This is a genomic window from Bacteroides salyersiae WAL 10018 = DSM 18765 = JCM 12988 (assembly GCF_000381365.1).
Classification (GTDB): Bacteria; Bacteroidota; Bacteroidia; order Bacteroidales; family Bacteroidaceae; genus Bacteroides; species Bacteroides salyersiae.
Genome location: NZ_KB905466.1, coordinates 2303319 through 2322592 on the forward strand (window position 1 = coordinate 2303319; position 19274 = coordinate 2322592).

Sequence of the window (19274 nt, forward strand, 5' to 3'; positions counted from 1 at the left end):
ATGAATTTTTAATCTGAAACTTGATACCCTTCATCAATTGTTCATTTTAGCCTTGCCCCCCTCTTCTATTTGGAACCATTGATTTTCAGTTCCTTGATCAAATTGGCCGCCCCGCCATATTTCTCTATAATAAAAAGCATATAGCGTACATCCACACCAATGCAACGTTGCAAATCCGGTTCAAAAACAATATCACTGCTCATCGCTTCCCAATTTCCATCGAAAGCAAGCCCCAACAACTCACCTTTTGCATTGAACATCGCACTACCGGAATTTCCGCCCGTAATATCGTTATTAGAGATAAAACATACCTTCATTTCTCCCTTTTCATCCGCATAACGTCCAAAATCTCCGGCACTGAACAGTTCCAATAAACGCGGGCTGACCTCAAAATCCGGATCTCCCTGATGATCACGCATCTTTTCGAATATTCCCATCGGAGTAGTATAATAATTATAAACCGCCCCATTGAACGGAGAATAGCTGCAAACTGTTCCAAAGCTAAGCCGCATAGTCGAATTGGCATCCGGATAAAAATTACGATCGGCATACATCCGGCGAACAGCCGCATTGAATAACCGCTCATCTCTCTCTATCTTTTCCGAAGCCTCCACTACCGCATGATTCATATCATAATAAGCCACAATAAGGTCGATACCTAACGAGATTGCAGGATCGTCGATGATATTGAACGTTGTATCACGTTCCAGAAAGCGTTTCAGGCCTCTTGGAGAAGTTATTTCCGAGCGGGCATACAAAGTGTCGATATAAGCCTGCTCATTGCCATTATAAAGTGTATCGATAGTCTGATACATCGGTGGCAGATACTTGGCAGGCACCTCTTCGCGATATTCTCTCAAAAGTGCTGTAAACACCTCCTTATCAATGTCAATATCCAGATTGGCATACTTTTCCAATAAACTTTTCAACCGTGCAACCACCTGCTTCTCCTCTGCTTCAAAATCAAAATTAAGAATTTCGAGCGACAACTGTACCAACTCCGGCCCGTTAATGAACGATTCACCGAAATAAGCCAGCGCCCGATTCACTTCCCGCCGACTCTTATAGTTCAATTCGAGCGAAGAGAGCAGATGCATCAGCTTTTCACGCTCAGCAGGAGTATTCTGAATCCATTGCCTCAATGTAGCTTCCAACTCCCGCTTCTTCTCAAGTACTTTCAGCTTACGGATCGCCTTGTTCGTTCCTATGCTGTTTTTCCAATAATTAGAACTTTCATCATACTTAGAAGCATACTTAATGCGGATATCGTCTCTACGATCCATCTCGCGCTTCCAGATAGCCTGTTTCACACCACGCACATCTATCATCGCCTGGTTCATGCCGTTCATCATCTCTTCAATGCCAAAAGAAGATAGAAAACGTTCCGTACTGCCCGGATAACCCAAAGTCATACAGAAAGAACCTTCCTTGTACCCATCCAATGAGACAGGAGCTACATACGACGGGTGATAAGGCACATTATCGGGTGAATAATCGGCCGGTTCGTTCTTCTTATCGGCATAAATACGAAAAACCGAGAAATCACCGGTATGGCGCGGCCACATCCAATTATCCGTATCCCAACCAAATTTTCCAATAGAAGACGGAGGAGCAAATACCAGTCGCACATCGTTGAAATCGCGATAAACCGACAACCAAAATTCATTTCCGCCATAATAAGCATCAACCACCCCCACAAGTGTAGAGTCTTTGAGGCTCACCTCATCGGCTATCAAACGTGTAATGGAATCGACGGCCGCTATACGTTCCGGCTCAGTCATGGAGTCACGGGTTACCTTGAGCACGCGTTTCGTCACATCTTCCGTACGCAGTAAAAAACGGACATACAGTTCCGGATTAGGCAGTTCTTCTTCAAGAGTGCGGGCTACAAACCCCTCTTTCAAATAATCGTGTTCAACCGTAGAATGTTGTTGTACGCTACTGAAACCGCAGTGATGATTGGTAAAGACCAATCCGTCTTCCGAAACGACAACACCGGAACAAAATCCTCCGAAACTGACTACAGCATCTTTCAAAGAGGCTTTTTTAGGATTATAAAGTTTCTTAGCGGGCATCTGCAAACCAAGCTCTTTCATCGATTTCTGCGTTTGTTTATTCAAATTCCCTAACAGCCACATCCCTTCATCGGCATGGGCGGCCGATGAAAGGAAAAGAGCAATCATTGCAAATAGTTTAAGTTTCATTCAATTGGGGGATTAAGTGGACATTTTTTATAATTCAAATCAAAGAAGCATCATTCGGTTATCAGACGTAACTTCTTCGCTCCTACACGGGCTTGCAGCCATTCGGAGATTTTCTTCTTCTCACTTTCGCTCGGATGGCGGCCAAACTTCAACACAGCAAGTGCAACCGTATCCGTTTTCAACGAATCTACCGTAGTCTCCAAAGTATGAGAAATAGAGACCGCCGTCACCGAAGGATATAACACTTTCAATTCGGGTATGATGGTACGGCTCATTTCATCATAAGATTTATATTTCTCCAAGTTCTTCTCCAAAGCAGCGATCTTCTTTTGCTGTTCTTGCAAGCGCTGTTCACTGTTTTTGTAGAAGTCTTCCATCACCATAGCCCGTATAGACGAAATGTCCATCGCATCATTATTCATTCCCTGTAATACGATGAGCTTAGTCTCTTCCAACTTGTATCGCTCCATCTTACTACGCGCCAGCTCTATCGAGGCCTCAGGAACTTCCGGCCCGATAAGGACGACACGTATTTCGCGATGTTCATAACTCACCTTCTTGTCGAGTACCTGCGTATTCTCAAAGTTCAGTTCCGTATTGATGAAATGATTGGCAGCCGTTTCATAGAAAGTGCTCTTAATAATGCCAAAAGTCAGATAAACAGCCGGGCACATGGTAATAATGACAATAAGGATAATGTATTTGCGAACCGTTTTTTCCCGATTCTTATCTACAAATTCTTTTCGCTGAAAATGCATTACCCGCACACCGAGAAAGGTAGCCAGACTGATAAAGACAGAATTTATGAAATAGAGATAAAAAGCACCGAGAAAGTAAATCAGATTGCCGGATGCCAATCCGTATCCTGCCGTACAAAGTGGCGGCATCAATGCAGTGGCGATGGCAACACCCGGTATCACATTTCCTTTCTCCTTGGTAGAGAGAGCCACAACACCGGCCAATCCACCGAAGAGAGCTATAAAAACATCATAAATGGTAGGAGATGTACGCGCCAAGAGTTCCGATTGCGCCTCAGCAATAGGGGTAAAAAGAAAATAAACAGTAGCGGTGGTTACGCTGAATGCAGTCGTAATAAGAAAACTCTTCAAAGAGCGTTTCATCAGTTCAAAATCATTCATTCCAACGGAAAGCCCCACTCCCATAATAGGCCCCATCAACGGAGAGATCAACATCGCACCGATTATTACGGCAGTAGAGTTCACATTCAATCCCAATGATGCCATAAAAATGGCAAATATCAGAATCCACAGATTGGCCCCTTTGAATTCGACTCCCTTGCGGATGGAATCGATGGTTTCCAACTCATTATCTTTGTCCTTTCGTAAGTCAAGATACTCGCGGAGAAAGCTCTTTATGGCAAAAATGTTCCGATTGTCTGTTTTCATATTTTACCTCCTTAAAAAACGGTTAATAACAGGGATTTGCTTCAATGGTAAGTCATGTTTAATAATATATGCTATAAATACAGCCAATAACACTGTGCGGAAAAGCAAACGGAGTACCGTATTCTCCAAAGGCATCCATTCTCCTACAGCGTAGATGACCAATGCTAAAAGTACGTATCCACCGATACTTTTCAAATCATAATTTATCGGATATTTCTTTTGCCCGACAAAGTAAGACAGCAGCATGGCAACTGCGTATCCGGTGAAACCGGCCCAGGCACAAGCCACATAACCATAAACGGGAATAAGGAAAACGTTCATCAGAATAACAATCGTACAGGCCGTTATAGAAAAATAAGCCCCCCACTTTGTTTCATCTGTCAGTTTATACCAGAAGGAAAGATTGAAATATACCCCCATAAACATTTCGGCAGCCATAACGATAGGAACTACCTTCAATCCTTCCCAATAGTCACGCCCGATGACATAACGAAGGATATCGAGATAAAACATCACTGCAAGAAATGCCAATAACGTGAAGATGATAAAGAACTTCATAGCCTGTGCATACATCTGCCGGTTGTCTTTCTCTCTGCTTTTGCCAAACACAAACGGTTCATAAGCAAAGCGGAATGCCTGTGTAAACATAGCCATGATCATGGCTATTTTACTTGTTGCACCATATATTCCCAACTGTACGGCCGCCTCTGCTTCATCGGGATAGACAAACGGGAAAATGATTTTATCGACAACCTGATTCAGTATACCTGCAATACCCAATATCAGAATGGGAAAGGAATAACGAAACATCCGCTTCACTAAATCACGGTCGAGCGTATAGCGGAAACCACGCAACTCAGATATCAGGCAGACCATCACCAACGATGTACAAATCAGATTGATCAGAAAAGCCGCACCGACATCGGTTCCTTTCATAAATACGAAATAAACAATGTTCAATGCAATGCTGGCGAAGATAAACAGCATCTTCAAAGCGGCAAACTTAATAGGATGGTTCTTATAACGCAGGTAAGCAAAAGGAATGGCCTGAATGGCATCCATAGCTATTACTATCAGCATCATCCCCAAATACCAAGGATGCTCTTCATACCCCATCACACCGGCTATCGGCTTCAAAAACAACAGACAGACTGCCAGGAATGAAAGAGAAATCGATCCGACGGTAAGCAAAGTAGTAGAATAAACCCTTATAGGGTCATCGTCACCCTTATTGGCAAAACGGAAAAACCCGGTTTCCATACCACACGTAAGCAGAACAAGCAGTAACGCCGTAATTGCATACATATTCGTAATCACACCGTATCCTCCCGTAGAAGCAGGCATGGAAATAGTATAAATAGGCACCAGCAGATAATTGAGGAAACGCCCTACGATACTACTGACACCATAGATAGCGGTGTCTTTTGCCAATGATTTTAATCCGGCCATGTATTTTATTTACAATTAGACGATTTACGATTAGACGATTCAGAAAAGACTTACGCTGTAACTTCAATCGTAAGTCGTCAATCGTCTAATCGTAAATCAAAACAATGTTTGTTGACTATTATAAATACTCCGTCCCAAATGTTTATAAGCAAGCTCAGTTACTTCACGCCCGCGGGGAGTCCGTTTCAAGAACCCTTCTTTGATGAGAAACGGTTCATATACCTCTTCAATGGTTCCGGCATCTTCACCTAACGCGGTAGCAATGGTTGTCAATCCCACGGGGCCGCCTTTAAACTTATCGATAATGGTGCAGAGTATCTTGTTATCTATCTCATCCAAACCATATTTGTCAATATTCAATGCTTCAAGAGCAAAAGTAGCGATATCCGTATCGATGGACCCGGAGCCTTTCACCTGTGCGAAGTCACGGACACGACGAAGCAGCGCATTGGCAATACGAGGCGTACCGCGACTGCGTGAAGCTATCTCGCCTGCTGCGGGTATCGAGCAAGGCACATCCAAAATAGCAGCCGAACGCCGGATAATATTACTTAACACGTCATCATCGTAATATTCAAGATGCAGGTTGATGCCGAAACGTGCACGCAACGGTGCTGTCAGTAAGCCGCTACGGGTAGTTGCACCTACCAAAGTAAACGGATTCAAATCAATCTGAATACTTCGTGCAGACGGCCCCTTATCTATCATTATATCGATACGATAATCCTCCATGGCAGAATACAAGTATTCTTCCACCACAGGAGACAAACGATGGATTTCATCGATAAACAGAACATCGTTGGGTTCAAGACTGGTGAGCACACCGGCAAGATCACCGGGTTTGTCGAGCACCGGACCGGAGGTGACTTTAAAGCCTACCCCAAGTTCATTGGCAATAATATTTGAAAGTGTAGTTTTTCCCAATCCGGGAGGACCGTGCAACAGCACATGATCAAGTGCCTCTCCACGGAGACGGGCTGCCTTTACAAAAATACGGAGATTCTCCACGACTTTATCCTGTCCGCTAAAATCCTCGAAACTAAGCGGACGGAGCGCATTCTCAAAATCCCGTTCTTTACTGGTCAGTTGTTGATTACGTATATTGAAATCTTCTTCCATAAAATTACATTCCCGTTCTTCTATATATAGAGGGCAAAGATAACATAATTCAAAGAAAGATGATGCCGGGGGGATAAGATAATTATTACCCCGGCGTAGAATTAAACCGGAAAAAGATTATTCCACAATCCACTTCTCTATATTTCGTGTCTCCGAACTAAAATTCACACCAATCCTGAGAAGTTCACGAGGATCGGATTCAAAAGGACGGGTATATTGCCGCTCATTGATTTGCTGCAATGCGGCCTCTGCCGTGCCATCTAATTTGAACTCCATGACATAAATAAATTTATCCGTCTGTAAAACAAGATCAATACGTCCCTGTCCCGTATGGTACTCTACATGAACATAAAAGCCGATAAGTTTAAAGACGATAAAAAGGACATTTTGATAATGTAGCTCCAAATCACGGATCAATTCATAAGGAGTATCTGCAAAGAAACTTTGAAGACGACGGAAAAATGCGTTATAATCACCAGCCTCTATTTCATTGACAAAATTTTGTATCTCAAATGGAGACTGCACCGCACTGCGATTAGCATAAAAAGGTAATAAGAACTTTATAAAACCCTCTTCCACTTCCCGATTAGGAAAACCCAGACGATAAATACCAAAACGAGGATCATATTCCTTAATTGTCAGATAGCCACTTTGATAAATGACTGGAATGGGATCGGTAGACGAAGAATCGATACTGTTCAGCACATCGGCACTGGTCTCTTCGTGTGTCATACGTTCTAAATTGTAATGGTGCTTCTTCAACAACTCGACCAAATAAGTAGGTGTCCCTGTCTCAAACCAATAACTACCGAATTTATTCCGTTTGAAAGCATTCAAGAGACTAAAAGGATTATAAATACCGATGGAATCTTCCACAAAATGATAGCCGTCATAGCACTCACGCAACTCTGAACAAAACTTTTCATAATCCATCTGCTGAGCAGCCGCAAATTCATGCATTTCCGGAGTGAGATAATCATACAACTCCTGTTCGCTAATACCGCAAAGACCTACGTACTCATCCCACATCGAGATATCATCCAGATTGTTCAAGTCACTGAAAACGCTCGCCTTGCCAAACTTCGTAACCCCCGTCAGCATACCGAACCGGATGCAGCCATCCATCGTTTTCAAAACGCCATAAAAAGGTTTTAACGTATCGCGGAAATGGGCTTGCAAGGCCTCGTTATTGATAGCCTGAAGCATTGGTTTGTCATATTCATCGACCAGAATAACGACTCGCTCACCTGTCTGTTCATAAGCCCGCTTTATAATACCGGCAAAGCGCAACGCCAAAGTCGTTTCAGCCGCCCCTATACCATAAATGGCTTCCCAATCCGTCAAAGCTTTGTTCAATATACGGTCAAGACTATCCGGCGTATCATACTTTCCGATATTAAGGTCCATATGGAGAATCGGATGCCGCCTCCACTCCTTTTCAAGTTTCTCCATCGCCAGTCCCTCAAAAAGTTCTTTTTTCCCCTGAAAATACGCTTCAAGCGTAGAAATGAGCAGACTCTTCCCAAAACGGCGGGGGCGGCTAAGAAAATAGTAGCTACCTGTCTTGACCATTTTATAGATGAGTGCGGTCTTATCAATATAAAAATAACCTCCCAAACGAAGTTTCTCAAAATTCTGTATACCGATGGGATAAATCTTGTTACTCATAATCTTTTGGAGTTTAAAAAGTCCCTGTAGACAAAGATAGCACAATAATCACCTAAGAAGCAATATAAATACTTAATTTTTATTCTATCCGCTTAATTATGACAATGCATAGTTCATACAACAAATACATTGGAACCGTCACCAATATCAAAGTAAACAAATCCGGCGGAGTAATAATGGCAGCCGTTACCATAACACCGATAAAGGCATGTCTTCTGTATCGAACCATAAAAGTAGAAGTAATCAATTCGAGCTTAGCCAATATAAATGCCACTACAGGTAATTGAAAGACCAGTCCCATAACAAATGTCAGAGTTGAAAAAGTTGAGATATAAGATGCCAAGGTTATCGTACTTCGAATGGACGGATCCACTTGATAAGTTCCTAAAAATCGGAATGAAACAGGAAATACAATGTAATAATTCATCAATACTCCCAATGAAAAAAGGACATACATAGATACAACTATCATCAAAGAGTACTTTTTCTCGTTTTCATATAAAGCCGGACTTATAAAACGAAACAACTCGTATAATATATAGGGTGAAGCCCCCAACAAAGCCAAATACACCGATGATGAAATATGCATCATAAACTGCGATGCCAATTCTGTACTTATCAGATCGATCTGATAAGGTTCAAACCGAAAATCAAATCCGCACCAACGGACAAATTCTTCAATACATCTATAAGTAGCAAAATTCCATTCACGCGGAGCTAATAAAAGTTGAAAAGTCCACTCTTTAAAAGAAAAAATCAATATCGTGAACACGACTATAACCAAGACAATACGGAAGAGCATCTTTCTCAACATCTCCAGATGCCCCCCGAATGTCAAAAGCTGAATATCATCCGATTTATTCTTCATCTATCCTTTTCAACTCGTCTGTAACTTCCGTTTTTTCCAACAACGATTCATCTTCCGGCTCACTTTTTTCGTGCATGCCTTCCTTGAAATTTTTCACTCCCTGTCCTAAGCTACGCATCAGCTCCGGAATCTTCTTTCCACCAAATAAAAGCAGTACAGCACCCCCAATCACAATTAATTCAGTAGTGCCAATCATTAAAGGTTGTATCATCATTCGTATATTAAATAAATTTCATTTGTATCAAAATCAATCTCCCAATTACCATTTTCGGTACTTTCCCATTGATATTGACTTGACATACGATCCCACCAATTCTGAAATTTCATACCGGTTTCACCTATATCTTTTACTAACTTTTCATACAGCACTTCATTATCTACAGTAAGTATTCCGGCCAATTCGTTCAATCCGTTACGCCGCTCAAAAAGTGTTTGAATTTCACACTTTTCTTCATTTGTAACAGTTCCTACCAGTTTTTTCATAATACTCATTTTTTTTATTTACTCATACAACAACTTTCCCGAGGAAAGCATACTCCATAAGAGTATCCTTATAACACATCAAAACTCCTGCCTCACATCAAATGGATCCAAATATGTAATCTCTTTTATCTCATGTCCGGGAAGAAATGTCCCGTACCGGCGAATATCAAGCAGTAATGAGCGAGAGGCATTACGCTCCAGATGAGCTACTACACACTGCTCATGCGAGGGTGTATTTACCTCTAAAGTCGTTTTCCAATTCATCCAAATACACCGTTTACATTGGTATGCATCACAATTGCGACACAGAGGTGCGTAAGATAGTTTATAGAGTTTTGGATTTTTTATATCCAAAACTTCAACCAAGCTGCCGATGGAATATCCGTCGTCAGCCAAATAAAATGCAGGACAAATATAGAATTTACCATCAGGAGCCAATGTAATATTTTCAACTCCGGCATTACAATTATTCATTTTGTCCAGCATCATACGGTCGGTCAATAAATTCAATTGCGGAGCCATTCCTTCCAGATACATACCTTTCAGTTTTAAAGCCAATTCATCTAAAACCGATTTATAGACATCGAAATCAGATTCGGTAAAGGTATCAATATCAACCAGAACAACATTCAACCTTAAAACCTTATCCAACACTTCATTAAGAATTGTATAATTTTTAAAGAAACCGATCTTTCCTGTTCTCAATACATAAGTTTTTTGAATATCACAACCTGATACCGACAACTGTTCCCAATCATCAAGAACCACCACATCAGCCTTATCCCGGTATTCTACCGGAGCAATTTTGCTATGATCGATTGTTTCTATCGCATCTTTATAGGCTTGCGGTAATTCATAATGCGGATACACAAATTGAAGCATCAGGTTTTCTTTCATAGCAAAAAGAATACCTGCCTTTAAATTTTCCAGACTAATTAATCTGTGTTCAGATTTCCGGTTATCATAATGACAATAAGAAACGCTCGTATCGTCTAATAAAATTACAAGATATTGAAGCATAAAATTAACTATTTATATCGTTTGACTCATTCTTGCCCGTTCCAGACCTGTCACATTCATCCTCCGATTCCAGTTTCCGGTAAAGTTTGTTCCAATAGTAATTATTGGCTCGAACACGCGCTTTATGCATTTTGCAAATAGCCGTACTACGTTGATAAATCGTATTTGTATCCGCCGCATCATAATTCTCACCTTGACACCAAGCGCATCCCTCAGCCACCTCGCAATCAATACATTCCGGGGTACTTTGTGTACATCGGTCAAGAGTTAAAAAAGGACGCAATTTATTTTTATCAAGACCATCATGCACATTACCTATAATCCATGCTTTTTTGTTTCGGAGAGAATATTGGGCAAAACGTGTACAAGGATAAAAGTTACCGGCCGCATCTACCGCCAACATCATTCCGGCACCACACCAATTCTGATTTTGCAATTTACAGTCCAAAGGCTTACCCAAATGCTCGGAAAAAAAAGAGCAATCGTTTTTCTCATAAAGTCCATTATCAATAATCGAATCGGCCAGTTGAATCAGTTGCTCCTCAAACAAAGAGTCATCACCCTCTTGCCATACATCTTCGAATACACAATTAATATTGACCTCATGAATACCTAAATTATACAAATGCAAGACACTTTCTTTTATATACGGGAGATCCGGGCTACTAATCGTCACTTTAGTACCGTCACCGGGAAACTGTTCTAACCACAGCGGAATATTTCGTACCACATCCTTATATGAGCCTTTTCCGGTGTTCTTATAAATACGGTTAAGATCATGTTTTAATTCTGTCCCGTCAATAGTTATACCGATACTCAAATGATCTATATTTTTCTTAATAAAGCTCTGTACTTTTTCCTCATGATAATTAAGACCATTAGTAGAAAAACTAAAGCGATATGAATCAAACCAATGATGATTTCGTTTAAACAATTCAATCTTTATATAATTACATATTTTTTCTATCAATTCTATTTCAAGAAAAGGCTCTCCGCCGATAAAGTCCCAAACTACTGATTTTTCCTGAAAACTCTGTTCATTATCCAATATATAATCAATAGCTTGTTTGGCAATGTCCCAAGACATACGTTCTTTCGAGTTCTTACCTACGAGATAACAATATTTACATGCTAATTGGCAATCTTTCGTAACAATAAAAGTTATATTTTTAGCTATGCCATCTTGCCACAGTTTTTTAGCTTCCTTTATTTGTCCCATCATTTTATGATTTAAAAAGGATATACCCACTAAATGCAGCATATCCTTTTACATGTTAATAGTTATTCCATCCCGCACATGAACCTGTACACGAGCCTGTACAGGTACCTCGACAGGTCCCTATACAACTACCTTGGCAAGTTCTCTCACAAGTTCCCATACAGGTGTTGTTACAGCCATGATAGCAGGCACGGTAACAAGAACCTGTACAATAACTTTCACACCCCATAGCGACTTTAGCCGCTTTAGAAGCAACAGGATTGCTAACCAATACCACTGTAGCTATAATCGGCAAGGCTGTTTTCACTGCTTTTTTGAAGAATTCACGCCTTGAATAAAGTTCTTCATTCTTGATTTTCTTTTTCATACCTTAAATATTTAAAGCCCTTTCCGGGCAGTAGCCATACACAAACCCTTACATGTACTTAAACACGCACTTTTACAAGTTCCCGAACATCCAGAAGGATAATAAGACGACTTCCCCCGACATGCAGTGGCACAACTCGCTCCACACCCTCCTACACAAGTAGAGCAACTTGAAGAACCGCCACCGGAAGAACCGCCACCACCATACGATTCGTCATCGTCAGGATCGTCACAAGAAGACAAAATAGAAGGAACGATCATAACAGCCCCTAAAAAAGGAAGTATTCCTTTCACTGCTTTTTTAAAGAATTCACGTCTGGAGTGAAATTCTTCATTCTTTTTTTTCTCTTTCATAAATAATAGATTGATTATTAATATATAATATTACCAGTCTGGTCGTATCTTATTCTGCGCAGGAATCAAGCGAGCCTCGGAGAAGTACCCTGCATCATATAATCCGGAGTGCCGGATAACAGATTTATCCTTGTAAACATATAAGGTGGCACAGCCGGCATAAGGAATACAGGATTTATAAATGTACCAACCGTTCTGATACTGCTCATATGCATACATACCAACCGATTCCCCATTGATAAGCAAAGAAATCGTTGAATTACCATAAAAGTCTTTGAAAAATCCCAGATTATACATACGCCCTTTTAGGTTAAGGCAGAGTGGATGACTGGAGTCAACCTGCCGGAAATCGGAATCAAAAAGTTTACTAAACACATACTCTTCACCATGTGCAAGTATAAAAGAAAATAAGAATAAAAAGAGGAACAAGAAAAATCGCATCCGTTCCTTTACAGATGTTTGTAATTGCATTGCGTCATGTTCATGTGCCTATAGCCTCCCCGGATTCGGTATTATACAAAAAAGACGTGGGAGTCTGTACTTTTGCTTATCCAGATTCCAGGCCTTCGCATTGCCTACCTCCAAAGATAAGCAACGTACACAGCCCACGTCAAGATAGATATACAGAACACCACGTCGCGCGTAATGTTTAGATATAATCTAAAGTGGACGTTTCCGTTGCTCTATCTTTTTTGGAGGTTTCAAATTTGCGAAGTTTGGAATCCAAAAGATAATGCCGTAAACGTCTTTTTTTACATTTTATAAATCTCCTTTACTCTTAAAGTTGAGATTATTCCTTGCAAAGGAAGCACTAACAACAAACTCTTTCACAAAATTATTTTCTATTTTTAAAACATGTATCTTAACCCACATTAAATTAATTATTCGGTCATATTGCCGCACTTTAATGAATCATATACTTCAAGATAAAGTAATCAAAATATTATAAGCGTACGCAAATACAGTAACATTACCGTTTCATATAATATTTCCGTTCTTCCTCCGTCAGCTTTTCTATCGAATAGCGAAGCATCGTACGGGGCATTTCACCGGCATGTTTATCAAGAAACTGTAACAGCAGGTTCTGGTCGCGTTTACCCATCTCACGGAGCATCCAACCTATGGCTTTTTGCATCAGGTCATGTTTATGATGCAACAACAATTCGGAAAGACGAAGAATGTCAATAAAATCATCATTTCTGATCAGTGTAATTGTAGAAACTACTGCAATACGCTGCTCCCAAAGAAGTGTGCTGTCAGCCAGACGGTACAAATCCTCACGGGGGTTACCCTTTAAATATTCTCCTACAATATAAGGAGCAGACAGGTCCACCAAGTCCCAGTTATTAATATGGGCAGTCTGTGTCAGATAGAAATCATAAATCTCTTTTCGTGCCTTTTCACCGGACTTCTTGAAACGCTCCACCAACATCAGCAATGCACATAAGCGGCATTCATGCCACTCACTCTCTAATAAATCCGCTATCGCCTCAAACGGTTCTTCTTTATGACGCTTTGCCACCAGGCGGGTATTGGGAACGACAATCCCGAGAAATTTATCACCCTCACCATACTGCCCTTTTCCTGTTTTGAAAAAATTGGGCAAATACTCCCTTTTCACCGGGTCGATATACATTTCCAATTCTTTCTGAATCTCTGCTGCCTTTGTTCTCATATGATCTTCTATATAAATTCAAGCGGCTTGCAGTAAAGCAATCCGCACCAAAAATAAACAAAATATGGGGGAATAATGGAAAGTTATATCTATTTTTGCAGATAATACAGTAATCAGACTATGGTTTTAAATTACATCTGGATAGCATTCTTCATCGTCGCTTTTATTGTGGCATTAGGAAAGCTCATCTTTACAGGAAACACACAAATATTTACCGATATCATCAATTCCACTTTTGATTCGTCAAAGACCGCCTTTGAAGTCTCACTCGGATTGACCGGTGTTTTGTCTTTGTGGTTAGGCATTATGAAGATCGGAGAAAACAGCGGCCTTATCAATGCACTGTCCCGATGGCTGAGTCCTGTGTTTTGTCGTCTCTTTCCGGATATTCCGAAAGGACATCCGGTAATGGGATCCATATTCATGAATATGTCTGCCAATATGTTAGGACTCGACAATGCCGCTACTCCGATGGGACTGAAAGCAATGAAAGAACTGCAAGAACTGAATCCCCAAAAAGACACAGCCAGTAACCCGATGATTATGTTTCTCGTTATCAATACTTCGGGGCTGATACTTATACCTATCTCCATCATGGTATATCGTGCACAGATGGGAGCGGCACAACCAACCGATATTTTTATCCCTATCCTATTGAGTACGTTCGTCTCGACATTGGTTGGAGTGATTGCCGTCAGTATATCTCAACGTATCAATCTGATAAACAAGCCTATACTAATATTAATCGGCATCCTGAGTCTCATTTTCGGAGGGTTGATGTATCTCTTCACCACCCTTTCACGCGAAGAAATGGGAACCTATTCTACGCTGATAGCCAACATCATACTGTTCGGAGTCATCATTCTTTTCATCTTGACGGGAATACGAAAAAAGATCAATGTATACGACTCTTTTGTAGAAGGGGCGAAAGAGGGTTTCACCACCGCCGTACGCATCATTCCTTATCTGGTCGCTTTTCTGGTAGGTATTGCTGTATTCCGTACTTCCGGGGCAATGGATATCCTCGTAGACGGTATTGGCTATGTAGTAGGACTCTGCGGACTGGACACGAGCTTTGTCGGCGCTCTACCCACCGGATTGATGAAATCGCTCAGTGGAAGCGCTGCCAACGGATTGATGATCGATACGATGAAAGAATTCGGACCGGACTCTTTCGTATCGCGCGTCAGTTGCGTTGTACGCGGTGCTTCGGACACAACGTTTTATATTTTAGCAGTGTACTTCGGCAGCGTAGGCATCACTAAAACACGTAACGCAGTTACGTGCGGGCTGATAGCCGACTTCTCAGGAATCATTGCCGCCATACTAATCAGTTATTTATTCTTCTTTTAATACATCAATATCATGGCTGTAACTTATCAGACAGAGGGTGTAAAAATGCCCGATATCAAAAAAAGGGAAACAACGGAATGGATTAAATCTGTGGCTGCCACATATGGCAAAAAAGTCGGTGAAATCGCGTATATTTTCTGTTCGGACGAAAAAATACTGGAGGTAAATCGCCAGTATCTGCAACACGATTACTACACGGATATCATTACTTTCGATTATTGTGAGGGTGATCGTCTTTCCGGCGATCTTTTCATCAGTCTGGACACAGTAAAAACCAACTCCGAACAATTCAAGACTACGTATGATGAGGAACTTCACCGAACAATCATCCATGGTATCCTTCACCTGTGCGGCATTAACGATAAAGGGCCGGGTGAGCGCGAAATTATGGAAGCAGCCGAAAACAGGGCATTGGAAATAAGAAAATAAACCGACGAATAATCTTGTTAATGGGAAAGGCATATTCAGTCATAAAAAAGATTTTATCGCTGATCCATAAAAGAGGTATTTATCCCTGTTTCAAGGAGTAAGACATCGCTATAATATATTATATATCAACAATATACATAACAAGATACACTTCTCAATGTACAATAGATATATTATATCTGTTTATCAGTACAGTCCCAAGCCCTCACAACATCCCCATGTTCTGCATCACAACACCCGGATGTTTTATATGACAACATCCCCATGTTTTAGATAAGAACATCCGGATGTTGTACGAATGGAAAATAGAGTTCCAACAATGTAAGGATACAGACCATTATTTACTAAGAATAAGATGAAATATCTAACATAAATTCAATTAGAATACATCCATCACTTTGCCTAAGTCATAAAGCAACTAAATATATGTTTATGCAAGGTTCTCCACCATCCAATACCCAATCAAAACCGACATGTATTATCTTTAATAAGGGGTAATTTTGTCCGAAATACAATTATGGTAATTACCAAAACACAGAGTACAATTCTCACTGGACGAAATCCACTTTATTTGCATAACTCGAATGATAAACCATTCCAGGGTCGACGTAAAATTAAAATTATGTATATTATAAACATTAACCATTTATAAAACTATAAACCATGAAACATTTATTTTCAACTTGGGCAATCCTATTATTTGCCCTGTTTATCGTAGTTCCCAACAGTTTTGCCACCAAAAGGAAAGCGCAACACGTCGTTCTGATCGGTCTGGACGGATGGGGAGCATACAGTGTAGAAAAAGCGGATATTCCCAACATCAAAAACGTGATGGCGAATGGAGCGTACACGTTGAAAAAACGTTCGGCACTCCCCTCGTCAAGCGCCATTAATTGGGCCTCCATGTTTATGGGAGCCGGTCCCGAACTACACGGCTATACCGAATGGGGATCCAAAACGCCGGAACTTCCGTCACGCGAATTGAACCAACACGGTATTTTCCCAACCATCTTCCAACTACTACGTGATGCTTCTCCGGAAGCGGAAATAGGTTGCTTATACGAATGGAACGGCATCAAATACCTGGTAGACACGCTTGCATTGAGTTATTACCAACAAGCTCCGGATTACAACAAACACCCCACTGCCCTGTGCGAAATGGCCGTAAGCTATTTGAAAGAAAAGAAACCCGCCCTTACCCTTGTGGCATTTGATAACCCCGATCACATAGGTCATGGTGTCGGTCATGACACGCCCGAATACTATGCAAAACTAAAAGAACTGGACGGATATATCGGACAAATCATCCAAGCTACCAAAGATGCAGGAACATTTGACCAGACTATTTTCATCATAACAGCCGACCACGGTGGTATCAATAAAGGTCACGGCGGAAAAACAATGAATGAAATGGAAACTCCTTTTATTATTTGCGGAAAAAACATCAAAAAAGGATTGAATTTCAATGAAAGTATGATGCAATATGATGTGGCATCCACCATCGCCTATGTATTCGGCCTAAAACAGCCACAAGTATGGATAGGACGCCCGATGAAACAAGTGTTCAAATAAGCGGAAAGGGTGCACCCCTACCATCAAATCGCCCATATTATAACCATGAATGCGCTCCAAAAGTTTTATATCTGACTTTTGGAGCGCACTCATATGCCCCACAGCCCATCTTCTTAAGTGCTTATAACTCTCTTTTTCATTATAAAAACGGAACTTTTTCGTAACTTTGCACCGTTTGAAAAAGAAGTATTAAAACGAATGGACTTTAAGTACGACGTAATAGTAATCGGTGCCGGCCATGCCGGTTGTGAAGCAGCAGCAGCCTCAGCAAATTTAGGCTCAAAAACCTGTCTCATCACGATGGATATGAATAAAATCGGCCAGATGAGTTGCAATCCGGCAATAGGCGGTATCGCCAAAGGACAAATTGTACGTGAAATAGATGCGCTGGGTGGGCAAATGGGACTGATAACGGACCAAACAGCCATTCAATTCCGTATCTTGAACCGCTCGAAAGGGCCGGCAATGTGGAGTCCGCGCGCGCAATGCGACCGCAATAAATTCATCTGGGCTTGGAGAGAAGCATTAGAAAACACACCCAATCTTCACATCTGGCAAGATACAGTAAAAGAATTGCTCGTTGAAAACGGAGAAGTTGTGGGATTAGAAACAATGTGGGGAGTTACTTTTCATGCAAAATGTGTAATACTTACCGCAGGTACATTCCTCAACGGACTGATGCACGTTGGGAAAAACATGCTCCCGGGCGGACGTATGGCAGAACCGGCATCTTACCAGTTGACCGAATCCATCGCACGGCATGGTATCAGCTATGGTCGGATGAAGACAGGTACCCCTGTGCGTATAGACGGACGAAGCGTGCATTATGAATTAATGGATACGCAAGACGGAGAAGCCGATTTCCATAAATTCTCTTTCATGGATACTCACGTGCGTCATCTCAAACAGCTACAATGCTGGACATGTTTCACCAATCCTGAGTCACATCGTATTTTGCGTGAAGGATTGTCCGAATCTCCCCTTTTCAACGGACAAATTCAAAGTATAGGGCCACGTTACTGCCCAAGTATAGAAACTAAAATCGTCACCTTTCCCGATAAAGAGCAACACCAATTGTTTTTGGAGCCCGAAGGGGAAACCACACAAGAATTATACTTGAACGGATTTTCTTCTTCACTCCCTATGAGCATACAAATTGAAGCGTTGAAGAAGATTCCAGCTTTTAAAGACTTGGTTATTTATCGTCCCGGATATGCGATTGAGTATGATTTCTTTGATCCGACCCAACTAAAACATTCGTTGGAATCGAAGAAAATCAAAAACTTATTCTTTGCCGGACAAGTAAACGGAACTACCGGATATGAAGAAGCCGGCGGCCAAGGAATCATTGCCGGTATCAATGCACATATCAATTGTCATGGAGGTGAACCGTTTACACTGGCGCGTGACGAAGCATATATCGGAGTACTCATCGATGATCTTGTAACCAAAGGAGTAGACGAACCTTACCGGATGTTTACTTCCCGTGCTGAATATCGCATTCTATTACGAATGGACGACGCAGACATGCGCTTGACAGAAAAAGCATGGAAATTGGGTTTAGTAAAAGATGATAGATATACATTGCTAAAAAAGAAGCGAGAAGCGATAGAACGCATTGTCTCTTTCGCGCGCAACTATTCGATAAAAGCGGCACTTATCAACGATTCACTCGAAAAACTGGGTACTACTCCTCTACGTCAGGGATGTAAATTGATAGACCTAATAAACCGTCCTCAAATCACAGTAGAAAATATAGCCGAACATGTGCCGGCATTCAAACGGGTACTCGACGAAATCACAGAACGCAAAGAAGAAATTATCGAGGCTGCAGAAATACTGATTAAATACGAAGGGTACATCGGCCGCGAACGAATTATCGCAGACAAGCTTGCCCGGTTGGAGAGTATCAAAATCAAAGGAAAATTTGATTATAATTCCATTCAATCCCTATCCACCGAAGCAAGACAAAAGTTAGTCAAGATAGATCCGGAGACTATAGCACAAGCGAGCCGAATTCCGGGGGTATCACCAAGCGACATCAACGTGCTGTTGGTACTTTCAGGAAGATAAGAGCGTGCGTTTCACG

At 41.3% G+C, this 19274-nt stretch carries 18 protein-coding genes; 4 read left to right on the forward strand and 14 right to left on the reverse strand.

The window, feature by feature from the left end; all coding sequences use genetic code 11:
- Window positions 1–65: 65 nt before the first annotated feature.
- The 14 genes from HMPREF1532_RS08580 to HMPREF1532_RS08640 form a co-directional block, all read right to left on the reverse strand.
- Window positions 66–2204: a S46 family peptidase gene (locus tag HMPREF1532_RS08580; RefSeq protein ID WP_005927746.1), complete on the reverse strand. Its 2139-nt coding sequence runs from the start codon at window positions 2202–2204 to the stop codon at window positions 66–68.
- Window positions 2205–2254: 50 nt separating this feature from the next.
- Window positions 2255–3610 carry a TIGR00341 family protein gene (locus HMPREF1532_RS08585; RefSeq protein ID WP_005927749.1) on the reverse strand — a complete coding sequence of 452 codons (1356 nt, stop codon included), beginning with the start codon at window positions 3608–3610 and terminating at the stop codon, window positions 2255–2257.
- 3 nt (window positions 3611–3613) lie between these two features.
- Window positions 3614–5059, reverse strand: coding sequence for a polysaccharide biosynthesis C-terminal domain-containing protein (locus HMPREF1532_RS08590; RefSeq protein ID WP_005927752.1), 1446 nt, complete (start codon window positions 5057–5059; stop codon window positions 3614–3616).
- 96 nt (window positions 5060–5155) lie between these two features.
- Window positions 5156–6178, reverse strand: coding sequence for a Holliday junction branch migration DNA helicase RuvB (gene ruvB / locus HMPREF1532_RS08595; RefSeq protein WP_005927755.1), 1023 nt, complete (start codon window positions 6176–6178; stop codon window positions 5156–5158).
- Between the two features lie 117 nt (window positions 6179–6295).
- On the reverse strand, window positions 6296–7846 hold the full coding sequence (locus tag HMPREF1532_RS08600) for an ATP-binding protein (protein ID WP_005927758.1): 1551 nt from the start codon (window positions 7844–7846) through the stop codon (window positions 6296–6298).
- A gap of 79 nt (window positions 7847–7925) precedes the next feature.
- A complete protein-coding gene (tatC, locus tag HMPREF1532_RS08605) occupies window positions 7926–8714 on the reverse strand; it encodes a twin-arginine translocase subunit TatC (RefSeq protein WP_005927761.1) in 789 nt (262 codons plus the stop codon).
- Window positions 8704–8925 (reverse strand): Sec-independent protein translocase subunit TatA/TatB, encoded by a 222-nt coding sequence (locus tag HMPREF1532_RS08610; RefSeq protein WP_005927765.1) that lies wholly within the window; start codon window positions 8923–8925, stop codon window positions 8704–8706. Before HMPREF1532_RS08610 ends, tatC begins: the two co-directional genes overlap by 11 nt.
- Window positions 8925–9197, reverse strand: coding sequence for a CXXX repeat peptide modification system protein (locus HMPREF1532_RS08615; protein WP_005927768.1), 273 nt, complete (start codon window positions 9195–9197; stop codon window positions 8925–8927). The genes HMPREF1532_RS08610 and HMPREF1532_RS08615 overlap by 1 nt, the downstream gene beginning before the upstream one ends.
- 78 nt (window positions 9198–9275) lie before the next feature.
- A complete protein-coding gene (locus tag HMPREF1532_RS08620) occupies window positions 9276–10217 on the reverse strand; it encodes a CXXX repeat peptide maturase (protein WP_005927772.1) in 942 nt (313 codons plus the stop codon).
- 4 nt (window positions 10218–10221) lie between these two features.
- On the reverse strand, window positions 10222–11478 hold the full coding sequence (locus HMPREF1532_RS08625) for a radical SAM peptide maturase, CXXX-repeat target family (RefSeq protein WP_005927775.1): 1257 nt from the start codon (window positions 11476–11478) through the stop codon (window positions 10222–10224).
- A gap of 13 nt (window positions 11479–11491) precedes the next feature.
- Window positions 11492–11803, reverse strand: a complete 312-nt coding sequence (locus HMPREF1532_RS20850; protein WP_005927778.1) for a Cys-Xaa-Xaa-Xaa repeat radical SAM target protein — start codon at window positions 11801–11803, stop codon at window positions 11492–11494.
- Between the two features lie 11 nt (window positions 11804–11814).
- The gene (locus HMPREF1532_RS08630; protein ID WP_005927781.1) at window positions 11815–12156 is read right to left on the reverse strand and encodes a hypothetical protein; all 342 of its coding nucleotides are present in this window, start codon (window positions 12154–12156) and stop codon (window positions 11815–11817) included.
- 30 nt (window positions 12157–12186) lie between these two features.
- On the reverse strand, window positions 12187–12531 hold the full coding sequence (locus HMPREF1532_RS08635; RefSeq protein ID WP_240059962.1) for a hypothetical protein: 345 nt from the start codon (window positions 12529–12531) through the stop codon (window positions 12187–12189).
- 595 nt (window positions 12532–13126) lie between these two features.
- Window positions 13127–13831, reverse strand: coding sequence for a DNA alkylation repair protein (locus HMPREF1532_RS08640; RefSeq protein WP_005927787.1), 705 nt, complete (start codon window positions 13829–13831; stop codon window positions 13127–13129).
- A gap of 120 nt (window positions 13832–13951) precedes the next feature.
- Here HMPREF1532_RS08640 and HMPREF1532_RS08645 point away from each other — a divergent pair, with 120 nt between their 5' ends.
- From HMPREF1532_RS08645 to mnmG, 4 genes are all read left to right on the forward strand, one after another.
- Window positions 13952–15184: a nucleoside recognition domain-containing protein gene (locus tag HMPREF1532_RS08645; RefSeq protein ID WP_005927789.1), complete on the forward strand. Its 1233-nt coding sequence runs from the start codon at window positions 13952–13954 to the stop codon at window positions 15182–15184.
- A gap of 12 nt (window positions 15185–15196) precedes the next feature.
- Window positions 15197–15613 carry an rRNA maturation RNase YbeY gene (ybeY, locus tag HMPREF1532_RS08650; protein WP_005927791.1) on the forward strand — a complete coding sequence of 139 codons (417 nt, stop codon included), beginning with the start codon at window positions 15197–15199 and terminating at the stop codon, window positions 15611–15613.
- 663 nt (window positions 15614–16276) lie between these two features.
- Window positions 16277–17185, forward strand: coding sequence for an alkaline phosphatase family protein (locus tag HMPREF1532_RS08655; RefSeq protein WP_005927793.1), 909 nt, complete (start codon window positions 16277–16279; stop codon window positions 17183–17185).
- 198 nt (window positions 17186–17383) lie between these two features.
- Complete coding sequence (gene mnmG, locus HMPREF1532_RS08660) at window positions 17384–19258, forward strand: tRNA uridine-5-carboxymethylaminomethyl(34) synthesis enzyme MnmG (RefSeq protein ID WP_005927796.1); 1875 nt, start codon at window positions 17384–17386, stop codon at window positions 19256–19258.
- Window positions 19259–19274 lie beyond the last annotated feature (16 nt).

Excerpts from the sequence above, each read along its gene's own strand:
- HMPREF1532_RS08580 (WP_005927746.1), bottom strand. The coding sequence starts at position 2,204 with ATGAAACTTAAACTATTTGCAATGATTGCTCTTTTCCTTTCATCGGCC.
- HMPREF1532_RS08585 (WP_005927749.1), bottom strand. The coding sequence starts at position 3,610 with ATGAAAACAGACAATCGGAACATTTTTGCCATAAAGAGCTTTCTCCGC.
- HMPREF1532_RS08590 (WP_005927752.1), bottom strand. The coding sequence starts at position 5,059 with ATGGCCGGATTAAAATCATTGGCAAAAGACACCGCTATCTATGGTGTC.
- ruvB (WP_005927755.1), bottom strand. The coding sequence starts at position 6,178 with ATGGAAGAAGATTTCAATATACGTAATCAACAACTGACCAGTAAAGAA.
- HMPREF1532_RS08600 (WP_005927758.1), bottom strand. The coding sequence starts at position 7,846 with ATGAGTAACAAGATTTATCCCATCGGTATACAGAATTTTGAGAAACTT.
- tatC (WP_005927761.1), bottom strand. The coding sequence starts at position 8,714 with ATGAAGAATAAATCGGATGATATTCAGCTTTTGACATTCGGGGGGCAT.
- HMPREF1532_RS08610 (WP_005927765.1), bottom strand. The coding sequence starts at position 8,925 with ATGATACAACCTTTAATGATTGGCACTACTGAATTAATTGTGATTGGG.
- HMPREF1532_RS08615 (WP_005927768.1), bottom strand. The coding sequence starts at position 9,197 with ATGAAAAAACTGGTAGGAACTGTTACAAATGAAGAAAAGTGTGAAATT.
- HMPREF1532_RS08620 (WP_005927772.1), bottom strand. The coding sequence starts at position 10,217 with ATGCTTCAATATCTTGTAATTTTATTAGACGATACGAGCGTTTCTTAT.
- HMPREF1532_RS08625 (WP_005927775.1), bottom strand. The coding sequence starts at position 11,478 with ATGCTGCATTTAGTGGGTATATCCTTTTTAAATCATAAAATGATGGGA.
- HMPREF1532_RS20850 (WP_005927778.1), bottom strand. The coding sequence starts at position 11,803 with ATGAAAAAGAAAATCAAGAATGAAGAACTTTATTCAAGGCGTGAATTC.
- HMPREF1532_RS08630 (WP_005927781.1), bottom strand. The coding sequence starts at position 12,156 with ATGAAAGAGAAAAAAAAGAATGAAGAATTTCACTCCAGACGTGAATTC.
- HMPREF1532_RS08640 (WP_005927787.1), bottom strand. The coding sequence starts at position 13,831 with ATGAGAACAAAGGCAGCAGAGATTCAGAAAGAATTGGAAATGTATATC.
- HMPREF1532_RS08645 (WP_005927789.1), top strand. The coding sequence starts at position 13,952 with ATGGTTTTAAATTACATCTGGATAGCATTCTTCATCGTCGCTTTTATT.
- ybeY (WP_005927791.1), top strand. The coding sequence starts at position 15,197 with ATGGCTGTAACTTATCAGACAGAGGGTGTAAAAATGCCCGATATCAAA.
- HMPREF1532_RS08655 (WP_005927793.1), top strand. The coding sequence starts at position 16,277 with ATGAAACATTTATTTTCAACTTGGGCAATCCTATTATTTGCCCTGTTT.
- mnmG (WP_005927796.1), top strand. The coding sequence starts at position 17,384 with ATGGACTTTAAGTACGACGTAATAGTAATCGGTGCCGGCCATGCCGGT.